At 66.5% G+C, this 17099-nt stretch carries 15 protein-coding genes; 12 read left to right on the top strand and 3 right to left on the bottom strand.

Annotation, left to right across the window (positions count from 1 at the left end):
- Position 1 precedes the first annotated feature (1 nt).
- The 3 genes from ACJYUO_RS00450 to ACJYUO_RS00440 are packed head-to-tail and all read left to right on the top strand — an operon-like array spanning position 2 to position 2937.
- On the top strand, positions 2-1264 hold the full coding sequence (locus tag ACJYUO_RS00450) for a DUF8167 domain-containing protein (protein ID WP_494343456.1): 1263 nt from the start codon (positions 2-4) through the stop codon (positions 1262-1264).
- Between the two features lie 58 nt (positions 1265-1322).
- Positions 1323-2624: a DUF8167 domain-containing protein gene (locus tag ACJYUO_RS00445; protein WP_494343455.1), complete on the top strand. Its 1302-nt coding sequence runs from the start codon at positions 1323-1325 to the stop codon at positions 2622-2624.
- A 31-nt stretch (positions 2625-2655) separates the two neighbouring features.
- Positions 2656-2937, top strand: a complete 282-nt coding sequence (locus ACJYUO_RS00440) for a ubiquitin-like small modifier protein 1 (protein ID WP_494343454.1) — start codon at positions 2656-2658, stop codon at positions 2935-2937.
- 45 nt (positions 2938-2982) lie between these two features.
- Here the strand turns inward: ACJYUO_RS00440 and ACJYUO_RS00435 are convergent, their stop codons facing one another.
- A complete protein-coding gene (locus ACJYUO_RS00435; RefSeq protein WP_494343453.1) occupies positions 2983-3948 on the bottom strand; it encodes a GNAT family N-acetyltransferase in 966 nt (321 codons plus the stop codon).
- Between the two features lie 137 nt (positions 3949-4085).
- Here ACJYUO_RS00435 and ACJYUO_RS00430 point away from each other — a divergent pair, with 137 nt between their 5' ends.
- On the top strand, positions 4086-5063 hold the full coding sequence (locus ACJYUO_RS00430; RefSeq protein ID WP_494343452.1) for a transglutaminase-like domain-containing protein: 978 nt from the start codon (positions 4086-4088) through the stop codon (positions 5061-5063).
- A gap of 136 nt (positions 5064-5199) precedes the next feature.
- Here ACJYUO_RS00430 and gatD read toward each other — a convergent pair whose 3' ends face one another.
- Positions 5200-6450 carry a Glu-tRNA(Gln) amidotransferase subunit GatD gene (gatD, locus tag ACJYUO_RS00425; RefSeq protein ID WP_494343451.1) on the bottom strand — a complete coding sequence of 417 codons (1251 nt, stop codon included), beginning with the start codon at positions 6448-6450 and terminating at the stop codon, positions 5200-5202.
- Positions 6451-6747: 297 nt separating this feature from the next.
- Positions 6748-8040, bottom strand: coding sequence for a glycosyltransferase family 2 protein (locus ACJYUO_RS00420; RefSeq protein WP_494343450.1), 1293 nt, complete (start codon positions 8038-8040; stop codon positions 6748-6750).
- A 223-nt stretch (positions 8041-8263) separates the two neighbouring features.
- Here ACJYUO_RS00420 and mfnA point away from each other — a divergent pair, with 223 nt between their 5' ends.
- The 8 genes from mfnA (at position 8264) to ACJYUO_RS00380 (ending at position 17062) form a co-directional block, all read left to right on the top strand.
- Positions 8264-9349 (top strand): tyrosine decarboxylase MfnA, encoded by a 1086-nt coding sequence (mfnA, locus tag ACJYUO_RS00415; protein WP_494343449.1) that lies wholly within the window; start codon positions 8264-8266, stop codon positions 9347-9349.
- 165 nt (positions 9350-9514) lie between these two features.
- Complete coding sequence (metG, locus tag ACJYUO_RS00410) at positions 9515-11629, top strand: methionine--tRNA ligase (protein WP_494344410.1); 2115 nt, start codon at positions 9515-9517, stop codon at positions 11627-11629.
- Between the two features lie 162 nt (positions 11630-11791).
- On the top strand, positions 11792-12571 hold the full coding sequence (locus tag ACJYUO_RS00405; RefSeq protein WP_494343448.1) for a potassium channel family protein: 780 nt from the start codon (positions 11792-11794) through the stop codon (positions 12569-12571).
- Between the two features lie 107 nt (positions 12572-12678).
- On the top strand, positions 12679-14436 hold the full coding sequence (gene pyk / locus ACJYUO_RS00400) for a pyruvate kinase (protein ID WP_494343447.1): 1758 nt from the start codon (positions 12679-12681) through the stop codon (positions 14434-14436).
- 66 nt (positions 14437-14502) lie between these two features.
- Entirely contained in the window at positions 14503-14826 is a 324-nt protein-coding gene (locus tag ACJYUO_RS00395; RefSeq protein WP_494343446.1) for a DUF7312 domain-containing protein, read from the top strand.
- 60 nt (positions 14827-14886) lie between these two features.
- Positions 14887-15255 carry a hypothetical protein gene (locus tag ACJYUO_RS00390; RefSeq protein WP_494343445.1) on the top strand — a complete coding sequence of 123 codons (369 nt, stop codon included), beginning with the start codon at positions 14887-14889 and terminating at the stop codon, positions 15253-15255.
- A 100-nt stretch (positions 15256-15355) separates the two neighbouring features.
- Positions 15356-16609, top strand: coding sequence for a tRNA (N(6)-L-threonylcarbamoyladenosine(37)-C(2))-methylthiotransferase (locus tag ACJYUO_RS00385; RefSeq protein WP_494343444.1), 1254 nt, complete (start codon positions 15356-15358; stop codon positions 16607-16609).
- An 87-nt stretch (positions 16610-16696) separates the two neighbouring features.
- Complete coding sequence (locus ACJYUO_RS00380) at positions 16697-17062, top strand: helix-turn-helix domain-containing protein (RefSeq protein ID WP_494343443.1); 366 nt, start codon at positions 16697-16699, stop codon at positions 17060-17062.
- Positions 17063-17099: the final 37 nt, after the last annotated feature.

Genomic DNA, 17099 nt, shown 5'->3' with positions numbered 1-17099 from the left:
AATGCAATCGCTTCCGGTCGATCTGCTGATCGAAGTGCTGCTCGGCCTCTATCTCGGGCTTCTGACCGGCATCGTCCCCGCGTTCGTCGCCGGATCGCTCGGCTTCCTCGTGCGGTACTTCACCGGCGTCACGCTGCCCGGGTTCGGTGTCGTCGTCCTCGCGCTGTCGATCGCCAGCGTTCAGGGCGGCCTGCTGGGTCTCGTCGAACCGACGATCGCCCAGTCACCGCGACTGCTCGTCGCCGTACTGGTCGTCCTCATGCTCGCGCTCTACGCCCACAGTCAGGGCGACAAACTCGGGGCCGAACTGCCGCGCCGACTCTCCTTTACCCGCCTCCGACAACGGACCCTCTCGGCCGACGTCGTCGAACTCGTCGGCTCGGTCGGCCAAGTCACCGTCCGCCCGACCGGCGAAATCCACGATATGGAGGGGTATCCGCCGCTGTCGCCCGATCTCCGGCAGGCGCTCAAGGCCGGTTCGTGGCGACTGCCCGCCGACCTCCCCCTCTCGGAACTCGCCTCCCGTCTCGAGGAGCGGCTGCGAACGGAACACGACCTCGCGGACATCGACGTTACGATCGACGAACAGGCGCGGGCAACCATCGTGGCGGCACCGCCGTCCGGGAGCCTCTCCCGCCGGGTATCGATGGGCCAGCGCGCCGTCTCGGTCGCGACGCTCGTCCCGACGGGGCTCGCCCGCGGGGACGAGGTGACCGTCCGAACCGGCGAGCGCTCGATCACCGGCCGAGTGCTGAGCGCTCAGACCGATGTCGACGACGAACGCACCGCGGCCGCCAGTCCGGCTGAACCCGAAGCGGACGAGATCGCGACCGATGGCGGCGAAGACGAGGAGACGATCGCCCCGACATCGAGGGCGAACGCGGCGACGGCCGGCGGGCCGGGACGCGTGACCCTCGCCGTCGCCCGGCGGGACGTCAAGCCCGTCCTCGAGGCCGACTCGCCGCGGCTCGTCGTGCGATCTCGCGGTACGAGCCGCGAGTTCGAAGCGCTCGCGCTGGTCAAACGCGAAGGGTACGCCATCCGCCGGTTCACCGTCGGCGCAGCCGGCGCGGACGACGAGACCGTATCGGCGGCGGACGTGACGATACTCGCGGTGCGACGACAGGGCAGCGAGACGAGCGGCCGCCGCCACGGCTGGGTGTTCGGCCCCGGCATCGAGCGGCGACTCGAGGCCGGCGACGAGGCCTTTGTCGCGGGGCCGGAGGACGCCACCGAAGCGTTCACGGAGGCGATCGCGCGATGACCCTCGCCGTCGCCGTGATCGACGCTCGCGCCGAGGACACGACCGGGGGTGACCGCTCGTGGTAGCCCTTCGTGTCGCACAACTGGTTTCGTCCGAACTGCTCTCGTCCGAGACGCTACTAGAAGCGCTCGTCGGGATCCTCGGGTTCGCACTGCTCGCGGCCGGTGCGGGTGTCGGCGTGGCGTTTGTCTACCGCTGGTACAGCGCCGAGGAGGTCCCCGAGGGCGTCGCGGTCCTCTTCGGTGTCGCGATGGTCGCGATCTGGCTGAACACCCAATCCGCCCTGCAACAGGCGATTCTCGGCGATACGCCGCTGACGGACCCGAGTACCGCGATATACACCGTCGCCGCGTTCACCGCCAGCGCGGTCGCGGCCGACGGCGGCCGACGGCTGGGTGACTTCCTCGCCCGAGACGTGTTCGTGGTCGCCACGCCGCGGACGATCACCGAGGTCTCCCAACTCGTCCGCTCGGCCGGCCGCGTCGTCAGCGTCGAACTGCCCGAGGAAATCGGCGACATCGACGGCTACGACGCCGTCGAGGAGTCGGTGAAAGCCGAACTCGCGGGCCAGACGTTCCTCTTCCCGCGCCGGCTCACCGCCGACCAACTCCGCGAGCGACTGACCGCCCGCCTCGAGCGCGATCACGGGATCGGGCACGTCGACGCTGACCTCGCCGCGGACGGAACCGTCGAGTTCCTCGCGGTGGGGAGCCGACCGGCGGGGATCGGGCCGACGCTCGCGCCGGGAACCGTCGCCGTCGCCCTGACCGGCGACCCCGCCGCCGACGCCAGCCCGGGCGATGCGGTCCGCATCTGGGCGCGCAACGACGAGGACGGCACCGCTCGGCGGGTCGCCGGCGGCGAACTGCGTGCGACCGCCGCCGACGTCGCGACCGTCGCCCTCGACACCGAGGACGCCCACGACCTCGAGCCCGAGCGGGAGTACCGGCTCGTGACCCTGCCGGGCAGCCCCGACGCCGAACGGGACCTCGTTTCCCTGCTCCGAACAGCCGACGAGACGGTGACAACCGTCTCGGTCGGGACTGCCGACCCGCTTGCGGGACTGTCGGTCGACTCGCTACCGGTCCTGGTGTTGGCACTCGAGCGGGATCGTGACGCCGGTGACGCCGGTGACGGCGGGGACAGCGATGGCGACGAGTACCTGCCGCTGCCGGCCGGCGACGAGCGACTCGCGGCCGGCGACGTCGCCTACGTGCTCGGGCGGCCCGACGCGCTCCGGCGGGTGACCGAACGGACGCTGGTCGAGGCAGGCGATCGCAGCGGCGAGCGGGTGCAAGCGCGGGAGACGAGTGCCGACGAACAGGACGACCGCGAACGGGAACGGCCACAGGAGCGGTAGCTACTTGCCGCCGGCACCGATAGCGCCACGTATGCCTACGGAGTGGAAGCTGTTCGCCGACCTCGCCGAACGCGCTGGCGACAAACACGTGACCGTCGATACCGCGGCCGGCGATACCGTCGGCGACGCCTTCGAGGCGCTGCTCGAGGCGGCCCCCGAACTCGAGGGGCGCGTACTCGAGGACGGCGAACTGCGATCGCAGATCAACGTGTTGCGAAACGGGACGAACGTACTCGTCGAAGAGGAAGGACTTGAGACGGAACTCGAGGAGGGCGACGAACTGGCGCTGTTTCCGCCGGTCAGCGGCGGATAGCCGCCGATTCGGAACGATCGCGGTCCTCCCTTCTACCCAGTTCGGTCACTGCCCGCTGAGATCGATCCCTAACACGAAATCGGGTTCCTCGGCGATCCCGACCCCGGCGTAGGGCGCGTCGGTGACGTGTCTGGGCGTCTCGGGGATCAACACCCGCGTCTCGTCGGCCCCGCAGTCGGCGGCATCGCGGGCGATCGCCGCGAACAGGGAGCGGGCGGCGTCGACGTGTTTCCACGCGCCGAGTCCGTACTCGGCCCACGTCTCGGTTTTCGGTCCCTCGTCCGATTCGTCATCGTTCGAGTCGTCGCCCTCGACCGGCCGCTCGTACGTTCGCGATCGGTAGGCCGTCCCCGCGAGTCCGCTCTCGCTCTCGACCGCGAAGACGGCCGTCTCCTCGGCCAACCGCTCGAGATCATCTCGAGTGAGTTCCCTGACGGCCCACGACTCTTCGGGCGCGAGGGCGAGCCCCGACAGGTGCTCGCGTGCGTCGCTGTGGGTCCAGTACCGCCACGTGGCCGCGGGATCGCTCGAGACCGCGTGTGACGCCGGCCCGTCGGCGTCCGGATCGGGGTCGGGGTGGGCGAAGCGAAACTCGGTGATCGGCTCGTAGCCGCTTGCCCGCGCCGCGCCGAAAGAGGCCGCGTTCCACGAGAAGATCATCACGCGGCCGACCGTCGCGCCCCGATCGCGGGCCCACTCGAAGGTCGCCTCGTTGAGCCGGTGGCTCACCCCCTGCCGGCGGTAGTCGGCCGCGACGCGCATGCTCTGGAACCACGCCTCGTCGTCGGTGAGCATGACGCCCTGGACGATCCCCGCGGCTTCGCCGTCGACCTCCGCGAGGAAGGTCTTCTTGCCCTGTCCGGGCTCGTCCTCGAGCCAGTCGTGGTAGACTCGGGGAATGTAGTCGCCGCCGCGTTCGGGCCAGATATCGCTCGTGAAGTCGACGACGGCCTCGTAATCGTCGTGGGTGGCGCGGCGAATATCGATGGAGGGATCGGCATTGGCTGGCATCGGTCGGTGAACGATAGAACCTCATGCGGTCTTTCGGGAATAGTGCTTCGCAGAATCAGGCAGTGGCCCGCGCTGGGGAGCGGCGAACCGATGGCAAACCGCTCGAGGAAGTCGTGCGAGCGAATCAGTTGGGGAGTGTGGCGATCCTCGCCGCCGGCGTGAGCGGAACGCTTCTCCCGAATCATCGTCCCCTACACATGCGTATTGATCACATAGGGGTTCTCATAGCAGCCGCTTTCTGTGTAACATACCCCTCTCCAATCGGAGCCGGTCACCTTTCGCAGGTGTCAGAAACCATCACAATGTCCCGACAAACGCCTGAAACCCCTCGAGAGGAGAAGAGTGGGGCCGTTCGCCGCAGGCGACGAGAGGTGCTTGCGACGGCTGTCGCAAGCATGGGCGCGTTATCGGGCTGCGTTTCGAGAGAAGAAGAGCGAGACCACGAGAATATCGTTCGCCAGTATACTGTGCACCTGCCTACCGGGACAGAAGAGATGCGCATACCCGTTCCCAAATCCGTTTATCAGGAGGCCCACGAGGAAACGGGTTCGATTCCAGACGCCGTTACCGCTGCCCGGAATACCGAATTTCTCGACGACGTCGTCGACCGTATCACGGCCGCTTCGTCCGCTCTTCCCGAGGCGCTTCGTGCCGTCCAATCGTTTGTCGAGGCGATCGACTACGCCACGGATCTGGAATCGACAGGGACGACTGAATACGTCCGGTACCCGTCCGAGACCCTTGTGGACGGCGAAGGCGACTGCGAGGACAAGGCCGTTCTCCTGGTCGGTCTCCTTTCTCGTCCACCCTTTAACTATCACACGGGGCTCGTCTTCCCACCGGAACACTGTGCGACGCTCGTGCCGCGGACGGATCTCCCCGCACGATCGGTTTCGAGAGATCCGTTAACTGTAACAGTCGATCAAACGGAGTTCGTGTACCTCGAGTCGGTTACCGCGGTTCCCGTGGGACACTGGGCAGCGGACTACGGGAACGGGCCCATCCTCGCCTCGTACACGGATTTTTGGACGATCCACGATCTGGGTGCGCTGATCGCATCGACTAAGCAAGCGTTGGAAGGCGATTTGCTCTCGGTCCTTCGGGCATACATGTAGCGCCCTCTGTATTCGGCACATAGGGTTACCGATACTGGAGGTCGTCTTGGTCGGCTGTTACACCGTTCTCTGCCCCCTCGAGATCGACGCGGCGAAACCGATCTGTCTCCCTACCGGCTCCGTCTCGAGTCCGCCGTCACTCCCACGGGACCGACCGTTCCTGAATCTCGCCGGCAAGCGAGGTGCCCATCGCCTCTTCTACGTCCTCGCTGTTCTCGAGTGTCCACATCAACTTGACCTTCGCCGTTCCCGGCAGCGTGTCGCCGCCCTCGATCACGCCGGCCTCGAGCAGGTCCCGACCGGTGTCGTAGACCCGATCGCAGACCCGGCCCTCGAGACATTGGCTGGTCATGACGACGGTCGTTCCGTCCGCGATGAGTTCCTCGATGCGGGGGATCAGATCGGTGTGGACGTGGCCGAGGCCGGTGCCTTCGATGATCAGGCCCTCGCTGCCCTCGACGACGTCGAGGAACGCGGGGTCCATCCCGGGCGTGAACTTGAGGAGTTCGACGTCGCTCTCGAGTGCGGGTGCGGTCTCGAGGTCGGTTTCGCCGCGCTGCTGGTAGTCGCGACGGAAACTGACCTCCTCGGTCTCGTAGTCGACCTCGCCCAGCGGTGTCGCGCCGACGGTCTCGAAGGCGTCCCGGCGGGACGTGTGGTTCTTCCGCACGCGCGTGCCGCGGTGGAGCGCGCAGTTGTCGTCGGATTCGGAGGCGTGCATACAGACCAGCACCTCCGCGCAGTCGCTTTTGGCGGCCTCGACGGCCGAGACGGCGTTCATCACGTTGTCCGAGGACGGCCGGTCGGCCGAGCGCTGCGAGCCCGTAAAGACGATCGGCACCGGCGTCTCGAGCATAAAGGAGAGCGCAGAGGCGGAGTACTGCATCGTGTCGGTGCCGTGCATGACGACGACGCCGTCGGCACCGGCCTCGATCTCCTCGGCCACCGCGTCGGCGAGGTCCTGCCAGAGCGGCGGTTCCATGTTCTCCGAGAGGATGTTCGCGACGACGCGCCCGCGGTAGTTCGCCCGTCCCGCGAGATCGGGCACGGCACGGAGCACGTCCTCGGCGTCGAACTGCGCCGTCACCGCGCCGGTGCGGTAGTCGACCGTCGAGGCGATCGTGCCGCCGGTCGAGATCAGCGAAATCGTCGGCAGGTCGTCGTCGAACTCGATCTCCGAGCCGGCGTCCTCGCCCGTCGCGTCGGTGCCGTCGATCCGGTAGACATCTTCCGCGAGGACCTCGACATCGGCCGCCTCCCGATCGACGCCGACGTTGTAGCCGCCCTCGAGTTTCACCACGAGGTGGTCGTCCGTGCTCGAGGGGAGCAACACGCCTTCGTAAGTGCGGTCCGCGCGATCGACGCGGACGCGGTCGCCTGGGTTCATGCGTTGGCGTTGCGCGGCGTCGGACTTGAAGGCACGCTTTCGATCCAACTGAGCACACGATCTCGTCCGATCGCGTGAATGTATCTTCGGCAACGACTCGAAAGCCCCTGCGTCGCTCGACCGCGCCGGGGCTCGCTGCGGTTCTCGATCGTTCCCGTCGGTCACTCACTGCGGTCCTTGCGTCGCCCGGGCGGGACCGACCGAAGCAGCCCCTTTCAGTCCCACCCGACGGTAGGTTGTCGAGCGGGCCGATACTCGAGCGAAGACAACCACGCGACTCGTCGCAACATACCGGCGTCAGGAACCGCTTTTGTCGACGTGATACCACGTCCCGTCCCACGAGAGGCCGTACTCGAGCAGCGATTTGAGGGTGAGCACGCCAAAAGCGGGATAGAGCAGCGGCGCGAAGACGACGCTCCACCGGAGGCCATCGATCTGGCCGTCGCGGGAGTCGCGCCACGCGACAAGGCCAACGGTCGCGATGAGCGCCGAGGCGGGAATCAGGAACGCCGATTCGACGCCCAGAACGAGCAACAAGAGGAGTTTCGAGGTGAGCGCGAGGGTGAACAGACACCCGAGCAGGCTCGAGCACATCCGGCCGATCGAGATGACCCCGCGGCGGTCGACCTGTCCGCCCAGTGCCTCGAGAAGCGTCGCGTGGAGGACTTCGATCTGGCCGACGCGCCAGCGCTTGCGCTGGCCCCAGAGATCGCACAGGGTGTGGGGGGCTTCCATCGTGTTCGTACACTGGCGGGCCTGTCTCACGTCGAGGCCCTCGCGATAACAGCTGTGAGCGAAATCGAGGTCCTCGGTGAGCATGTCGTCGTAGCCGTCGACGCGTTCGAAGGCCTCGCGGGTCAGAACCGTCGAGGAACTCCGGCAGTTCGCAAAGCCGGAGAGTTCGACCATCTTGTAGCTCGCGTGGAAAACCGCGCGTTCGCAGTACGCAACTGTCTCGATGATACCGGTCGGTCGCGGGATCCGGCGACCCTGAAAGACGTCCGCGCCCTCGAGTATCCCACCCATCGCACGCGGGAGGAACTCGGATGAGACCCGCTCGTCGGCGTCGAAGACCGCGATATACTCGGCGTCAGTCTCGCGAACGGCGTAATTGATCGCGCCCGCCTTCGAGCCCGGCTTCCCGTTGATCAGACACTCGACTCGCTCGTGAGCGCTCGCGAGTTCGCGGGCCCGCTCGAGGGTCGCGTCGTCGTTCGGTTCGGCAACGATGACGACCTCGAGTGACTCGTAGGCGCTTTCACAGAGGCTCTCGACGCTTTCGTCCATCACCGCGTGATCGCGGTAGACCGGCACGATCGCCGTCAGCCGCGGGCCGTCGGTTACCGGGTCGATGACGTCGCGGGAGGTCCACACCTCGCGGACCAGCAACAATCCGGTGATCGCGACGAAACACGTGAAGACGGCCAGCGACGACAGCGCGTCGAGGAACACCACCTGCACGGTCACCACGAGCAAGTCGAGGGTGTACTGTTGGATCTCCCGTCCCTGTGTAAATCCGAACAGCAGCAGGCTGAGCACACCGACGACGGTGGCCCCGTGTTCGACGGCTCGAGACGCTGTCGAAATCATTGTCGGGGGTTTCCGGTCGGCGTGTTATCAACATTGCCCATACAGGCGGCGAGTCCAGTGCGGAGTCAGCACCTGCACTCGGCGTCGCGAATGCGGGGGCGGAGACGACGATGGCTTCGGCCGATCGGACCAGAGCAGTCGGAGAATCGGGCGAGAGCAGCGAACGGCCGCGGAAACGTTGCCAAACGTAACAAATAAACCGCCGACCGAGTAGATACGTGATATGCAAATCGAGCCGCAAGCGTTCGACCGGGTTCTCTCCTCGATGTGTACGGAACCCCACCCGGCGGCGCGCGACGCGGCCGAGCGGTTTCTCGCGACGAACCCCGGCGACCCCGGCACCTATCCGAACGTCGCGGCCCTCGAGGACGATGTGATCGCACTGTTGGGCGAGATCGCGGGCCTCGACGATCCGGCAGGCTACATCACGAGCGGCGGCACCGAGGCGAACATTCAAGCCGTCAGGATCGCCCGCGAGCGGGCCGACAGCCGGACGCCGAACGTCGTCATGCCCGAATCGGGCCACTTCAGTTTCCAGAAGGCCGCCGACCTGCTCGGGGTCGAACTCCGAATCGTCCCGACCGACGACCGGCACCGAGCGGACCTCTCAGCGGTCCGGGCCTCCGTCGACGACGACACCGCGCTGGTGATCGGCGTCGCGGGGACCACCGAGTACGGCCGCGTTGACCCGATTCCGGACCTCGCCGACATCGCCCACTCCGTCGGCGCCATGTGCCACGTCGACGCCGCGTGGGGTGGGTTCGTCCTTCCCTTTACGGACTACGAGTGGAACTTCGACCACGCCGCGGTGGATACGATGGCGATCGACCCCCATAAGATGGGACAGGCCGCGGTGCCCGCGGGCGGCCTGCTCGTCCGCGATTCGGTCCTGCTCGACGAACTCGCCGTCGACACGCCCTACCTCGAGTCGACCTCGCAGGCGACGCTGACCGGTACCCGTTCGGGCGCGGGCGTCGCGAGCGCCGTCGCCGCAATAGAAGAGCTGTGGCCCGGCGGCTATCGACGCCAGTACACTCGCTCGAAGAACAACGCCGAGTGGCTCGCCGACGCCTTAGAAAAACGCGGCTACGAGGTCGCCGACCCGACCTTGCCGCTGGTCGCGGCCGACGTGCCCCGCTCGACATTCGATGCGCTGCGAGCCGAAGGCTGGCGGATTTCCCGGACCGCCACGGGCGAGCTCCGAGTCGTCTGCATGCCCCACGTCACCCGCGAGATGCTGGCTTCCTTTATTGGGGATCTCGACCGACTCGAGGTGCGTGCGAGCGTCCCGATCACGAGCGACGACTAGCACTGCCGTCACCCGCGTGCGACGATTCGCTGCGTTCCCCGAAGGCCTCGAGTGACGACTGGATTCGCTCGAGCCGAGTCGGAACCCCACGAGCGCTCGAGGAGAGTCGTCGGTCGGGCGATCGAAACCGGCGGGTTTTACGCCCGCGAGCGCAACGTGACGACCATGAGCCACGAGGAGTTCCCGACGGAGAACCCCGCCGTCGTGACCTGTGGGTTGCCCTACGCCAACGGCGACCTCCACATTGGTCACCTGCGAGGGTATATCGGTGCAGACGCGTTCAGCCGCGCACTCGAGACGCTGGGACAGGAGACGGCCTACGTCTGCGGGTCGGACATGCACGGCACCCCGGTCGCCGTCAACGCCGAACAGCAGGGGGTCGATCCGGCGGAGTTCGCACTGGACTGGCACGAGCAGTACGAGGAGACGTTCCCCAAGTTCAACGTCGACTTCGACAACTACGGCCACACCCACGACGAGACCAACACCGAGCTGACCCAGGAGATCGTCCGCACGCTGGATGACGAGGGCTACATCTACGAGAAGGAGATTCAGGTCGCCTACGACCCCGACGCCGACCAGTATCTTCCGGATCGCTACGTCGAGGGCACCTGTCCCTACTGCGGGGCAAAAGCTCGCGGCGACGAGTGCGACGAGGGCTGTCAGCGCCACTTAGAGCCCGGCGAAGTCGAGGATCCGACGAGTACGATCACGGGGAACCCGGCCGAATACCGCGAGCGGACCCACAAGTTCTTCGAGGTCTCGGAGTTTTCCGACTTCCTCACCGAGTTCCTCGACGGCCTCGAGGGCACCTCGAACGCGCGCAACCAGCCGCGCCAGTGGATCGAAGACGGCCTGCAGGACTGGTGTATCACGCGGGACATGGACTGGGGGATCGATTACCCCAACGGGGACGACACCGAGGGCGACGACCTCGTCCTCTACGTTTGGGTCGACGCGCCGATCGAATACATCTCGAGTACGAAGCAGTACTCCGAGCGCGTCGGGACCGACGAGTACGACTGGGAGCAGGTCTGGAAAGGGGATGGCGAGATCATGCACGTCATCGGCCGGGACATCATCCAGCACCACACGATCTTCTGGCCCGCCATGCTCGAGGGGGCAGGCTACAACAAACCCCGGGGGATCGCCGCGACCGGCTTCATCACGATCAACGGCAAGGGCCTCTCGACCAGCCGCAATCGCGCGATCTGGGCGAAGGAGTACCTCGACGAAGGGTTCCACCCCGATCTGCTGCGATACTACCTGACCACGACGGGCGGCCTCCAGCAGGACGTCGACTTCTCGTGGGACGCCTTCCAGGAGACGGTCAACGGCGAACTCGTCGGCACCGTCGGCAACTTCTGGTACCGCTCGCTGCTCTTTGCCTACCGCAACTACGAAGGAACGCCCGAAACGGACGTTTCGGCGGAAGTCGAGGAACGCATCGAGGAAGCCATCGGCGACGTTCGCGAGAGCGTCAACGACTACTCCATGCGCGGGGTCGGGCAGGCCGCGACGCAGCTCGCGCAGTTCGGCAACGAGTACATCCAGCGCAATGAGCCGTGGAAGCTCACCGACGAGGAACCCGAGGAAGCCGCCCAGGTCATCCGCGACTGCGTACAGATCGCCAAGGCCGTCGGCGTCCTGCTCGAGCCGATCACCCCCGACAAATCCCAGGAGCTGTGGGCCCAGATCGGCGAGGACGGCGATATCGCCGACGCCAATCTCGAGGACGCGCTCGAGGCCCCGCCGCGGGAGTTCGACGAGCCCGGCGAACTCTTCGAGAAGATCGAGGACGACCGCGTCGCGGAACTGACCGAAAAGCTCGAGGACCGCGTCGCGGCCGCCGCGGACGACGAGGAGGCCGACGACGGCGACGCGGAAACCGAAAGCGACGACACCGCCGCGGACGAATCCGACGGTATGGCAGACACGGACGACCTCGAGCCGCTGCTCGAGGACCGGATCGGATTCGAGGACTTTCAGGAACTGGACATTCGCGTCGGCCGGATCGAGTCGGCCGAAGGTATCGAGGGTGCGGACGACCTCGCGAAACTCGCGGTCGATATCGGCTTCGAGACGCGGCAGGTGGTCGCGGGGATCAAGCAACTCCACGACCTCGACGAACTACCCGGGAGCAAGTGCGTGCTGCTCGCGAACATGGAGCCGGCGGAACTGTTCGGCGTCGAGTCGAACGGCATGATCCTCGCGGCCGGCGAGGAAGCAGACCTGCTGACGACCCACGGCGACGCGGCCCTCGGCGAGAAGATCAAGTAACGACCCGCCGCTCGAGACTGAGAGATCGTTTCGAATAGTTCGAATGGGGGTTTTTACCACCAATCCGAGCGCATTGAAACAGCGTTTTTGACGTGGTGTTCCGAATGTGCATTAAAAACAACTCCAAATAGATATTTGTAGTCCCGAGTCGGGTGTCTGTCTGTGTTCCCCGATAGCGTCTCACACCTCGACGATCGACCGGTTTTGCGCCACACGGTCGCGCCGATCAGTGCGTTCGTCGCGGTCGTCGTCGCAGGGATCGCGGGCCTCGCGGTCCTCGGGAACGTCGGCCCCGTAGAGGCGGCGTTCTGGCTGGTCGATCTGACGAGCATCGATCTCCACTTCCAGGACCACGCGGGTCCCGAACGGGCGACCAAGGCCTACGCTGTGCTGGTCACAGTTGGGCTCGTCCTCTCGGGGCTGTGGATCGGCGAAACGGTCGTCACCGAACTGTTCGGGGGACGGATCTCTACGGAGGTATCACGAGCAACGATGCAACGACGAATCGACAACAGCGACGATCACGTGATCGTCTGTGGCTACGGCATGTTCGGACGGACGATCGCCAACCGGCTCGCCGAGGCGGATCGGCAGGTGGTCGTCATCGAAATCGACGAAGACAACGCGGAACGCGCCCGCGATGACGGGCATCTGCTCGTCGAGGGCGACGCCAGACGCGAGCGGGTGCTGCGATCGGCTGGGGTCGATCGGGCGACGAAACTCGTCGCCGCAATCGACGACTCGAACGTCAACATCCAGATCGCGATCGTCAGCGGCACGGCGACGTCGACGCCCGAAATCCTCGTCCGCGTCGGCGAGGAGATCTACGAGTCGGTCGCGCGGGAGGCCGGTGCCGACGAGGTGATCATCCCCGAAGTCCTCAGCGGCGAGCGCGTGACCCGCCTGCTCGAGCGCCCGGCAGATCGCCCTCCTGCGGACTGACTCGAGCACCGAGGGGCGGACGGTGTCTCGCCGCGGATGGCCTCGATTGCATACTCGAGTACGAGTAAGTGACCATCTTTTAGGGTGTGCTGGCGCTAGCTTCCACCATGAGAAACGCGAAAATCGTCAGTACGCTGGGACCGGCGACGAACGACCGGGAGACGATCCGGGACCTCGCCGCGGCGGGAATGTCCGTCGCGCGGCTGAACGCGAGCCACGGCAGCCCGGAGGATCGCGCGGCGTTGATCGATCGCGTCCGCGCGGTCGACGAAGAACGGGCCGAGCCCGTCGCGATCATGCTCGACACGAAGGGGCCGGAGATCCGGACCGCACCGCTGCCAGAGGGCGAAACGGTGACTCTCGAGACGGGCTCGGAAATCCGGTTCGTCGAGGGCGAAGAGGCGACATCGGAGACCGTCGGCCTCTCGGTATCGGTCACTGCGGTCGAGCCCGGAGACCGAATCCTGCTCGACGACGGCCTGATCGAGACGACCGTCCTCGAACACGACGGCGACGCGATTCGGGCGCGGGTCGACACCGGCGGCGAGCTGGGCGGTCGCAAGGGCGTCAACGTTCCCGGCGTCGAACTCGACCTCGATGTCGTCACGGAAAAGGACCGCGCGGATCTCGAGCTGGCCGCCGAGAAGGAAGTCGACTTCGTCGCGGCGAGTTTCGTCCGGGACGCCGAGGACGTCTACGAGGTCGGCGAGGTTTTAGAAGAGGCGGGCGCGGACATCCCGATCATCGCGAAGATCGAACGGGCCGGCGCAGTCGAGAACTTAGACGAGATCATCGACGCCGCCTACGGCGTAATGGTGGCCCGCGGAGACCTCGGCGTGGAGTGTCCGATGGAAGACGTGCCGATGATCCAAAAGCGGATCATCCGCAAGTGCCGCGAGGCCGGGCGACCGGTCATCACGGCGACGGAGATGCTCGATTCGATGGTCCACGCCCGCCGGCCGACGCGCGCGGAGGCCTCCGACGTGGCAAACGCCGTCCTCGACGGCACCGATGCGGTCATGCTGTCGGCCGAGACCGCGGTTGGCGACCACCCCATCGCCGTCGTCGACGCGATGGACAGCATCATCTGCGAGGTCGAGGGCTCCGAGGAGTACGCGGAGTTGCTCGAGCAGCGCGTGCCGGCGTCGGGCGAGGCGCGGACGGACGCGCTGGCCCGATCGGCGCGGTTCCTCGCGCGGGACATCGGCGCGGACGCGGTCGTCGCCGCGACCGAATCCGGCTACACGGCGCTGAAGACGGCGAAGTATCGTCCGGGCGTGCCGGTCGTCGCCTCGACACCGAGTCAGGCGGTGCGCCGCCAGCTCGCGTTGACGTGGGGCGTGACGCCGCTGTACGCGCCCGTCTCGGATCAGGGTGCCGACGCCGTCGTCGAGAAGGCCGTCCAGGCCGCCTTAGACGCCGGGATCGCCGAGAGCGGGGATACCGTGGTCGTCCTCTGTGGAATGATGACCGACCTCGAGGGGGCGAACACGACGAATATGCTGAAGGTCCACGTCGCCGCCGACGCGCTGACGACCGGACAGGTCGTCGTCGAGGGGCGGGCGACCGGGCCGGTCGTCCACGTGACCGACGGCGATCTCTCGGACATCCACGAGGGGGCGATCCTCACCCTCCCCGTCGATTTCGACGAGGAGTTTACCGGCGATACGAGCCGCATCGGCGGCATCATCAACGCCGAGCGGGGGATGACCGGCTACCCGGCGCTGGTCGCCCGCGAGTTGGGGATACCGATGATCAGCGACGCGGACGGCACGGACATCGCGGCCGGCGAGGTCGTCACGGTCGACGCCGAACGCGGCGTCGTCTACGGTGGCAATATCAGCGACCGCACCGAGCGGCTCTGAATCGGGTCCGACGGCCGCCCGCGATCGGACCGCGGGTTTTTGACGGCGGACCCGTTAGGATGGCGTATGGCAGACGACCCGTCCGGAAACGACACCACCGACCGATGGGGCGAGCCGTCGGCGGCGGACCCGGACGCCGAACCGACGACCGAGGCTATCGACGGCGACTCGAGCGACAACGATGACCAGTGGGATCGAATCCCTCTGGATATCTCCGGCTCAAGCGAGGAGTCGGACGAGGACGCGGCGATGGACGACGAGTACGCACCCGAAGCCAGTTCGACGCCGATCGAGTCCGGTGATCCGGACCTCGAGAACGCGCTGTTCGTCGTCTTGGGGGCGATCGCGATGGTGCTCGTGCTCGTGCGGCTGCTCTCGGTTCCGCTCTGATGACGGGCGGCCGACTCGTCCGAGCCCGGTCGCGTTCGAACCCGACCGATTCGTAGGACCATGCGCGTTCGGAGCTACATTTACGACGGCGAGACCGCCCCGGCACACGTCGACGCCGTCCTCGAGGCACTGTCGGCCCGCGAGGAGTCTGTCGACCGGCTGGACGTCAGCGCGGCGGCTAACCGGGACGACGCGGTCCGGGAGGCGATGTTGCGGGTCCGCGAGTCGGTGCGGATCGGCACGAGTCCCGACGGGATCTACGACGAAGCGGGGAATCCCGACTTTTCGGCCGGCGTGCTCATCGCACAGGAGCCGACCGGCCGTCGCTCCCTTTTTGTGGGTGAGGAAGCACTCGAGGCGCTGATCGATGGGACCGATGACGAGACTGCAGGCGGGGCTGCGAGCGGGAGCGACGCCGACGAGCGGTAATCGAGGCGACCGCGGACCGTCGTGGCCGCGTTCACCGCGCCCACCGCGCCCGCGATCCGTCGCGCTTTTGATTCGCCAGCCCCGAGAACGGTCCAAGCGAATGGCCCGGTATCACATCGAAACGTACGGCTGTACGTCGAATCGCGGGGAGAGCCGTGAGATCGAGCGACGGCTCCGCGATGCGGGTCACTACCGGGTCGACGGGGCCGAGGAGGCAGATGTCGCCATCCTCAACACCTGTACCGTCGTCGAGAAGACCGAGCGGAACATGCTCCGCCGAGCCGAGGAACTGGCCGACGAGACGGCCGATCTCTTCATCACGGGCTGTATGGCCCTGGCCCAGGGCGAGGAGTTCGCGCAGGCCAACGTCGACGGGCAGGTCCTCCACTGGGACGAGGTACCCGAAGCAGTCACCAACGGCGAGTGTCCGACGACGACACCCGACGCCGAGCCGATCCTCGACGGCGTCGTCGGCATCCTCCCGATCGCGCGGGGCTGTATGTCCGACTGCTCGTACTGCATCACCAAGCAGGCCACGGGCAAGATCGACTCCCCGTCGATCGAGGAAAACGTCGAGAAGGCCCGCGCGCTGATCCACGCCGGCGCAAAGGAGATTCGGATCACCGGCCAGGACACCGGCGTCTACGGCTGGGACGAAGGCGAACGCAAACTCCACCGCCTGCTCGAGGAAATCTGCGAGATCGAGGGCGACTTCCGCGTGCGGGTGGGGATGGCCAACCCGAAGGGGGTCCACGGCATCCGCGAGGAGTTAGCCGAGGTCTTCGCGGACAACGCGGAACTCTACGACTTCCTGCACGCGCCGGTCCAGTCCGGTAGCGACGACGTGCTCGGCGACATGCGCCGCCAGCACCAGGTCGAGGAGTACCTCGAGGTCGTCGAAACCTTCGATTCGACCCTGGATTCCTGGACGCTGTCGACGGACTTCATCGTCGGCTTCCCGACCGAGACCGACCACGACCACGCCCAGTCGATGGCGTTGCTCCGCGAGACCCGCCCGGAGAAGATCAACGTCACCCGCTTCTCGAAGCGGCCCGGCACCGACGCCGCCGAGATGAAGGGACTGGGCGGGACGATCAAGAAGGAGCGCTCGAAGGAGATGAGCGAAGTCAAACGCGAGATCGTCGCCGAAGCCTACGCGGACATGGTCGGCGACGTCCGCGAGGACGTTCTGGTCGTCGAGGAGGGCACCGCGGATTCGGTCAAGTGCCGCGACTCGGCCTATCGGCAGCTCATCGTCCAGAACGCGAGCGACTACGGCATAGAGCCCGGGGATTTCGTCGACCTCGAGGTGACGGCCCACGAGACGATGTACGCGTTCGGAAAGCCCGTATAATCGACCGGGAGGAAGGCGTACGGGCCGATCCCCAGTAAGCGGGAACGAGCGGCGAGAGCAAAGTATTCGCCGATCGTAACAGTACCTATGAGCGACGGAACCGAGCAACCGCACCCATGTCCGCGGCTGGGACAGGACGGCGAACTGGGGTGTAATCCCCGCCGCGTCATGGATCTGCTCGCCGACGACGACGCGCGAGCGGTGTATTTGTACGCCGAGGAGCCGGCGACGGTCAGTGAGATCGCCGAGGCGGTCGAACTCCCGCAGTCGACGGCCTACAGAAAGGTCGAGAACCTCCGAGACGCCGGCCTCCTCTCTCGGCTCAACGATCGCTCGCGGACCGGGACCCCGTCCCACTACGTCCAGGCCATGGATCACGTGTCGGTGACCTACGACGACCCGCTGCGGATCGAGTGCGAGTGCAACGGACGACCGTTGTACTGTGAACCCTAACGACGTCTCCCGGTAGCGACCGATGTCGCCCGCAACC

It is taken from the genome of Natrinema sp. CRL1 (assembly GCF_059162405.1).
This window is presented reverse-complemented; position numbering and strand designations above follow the sequence as displayed.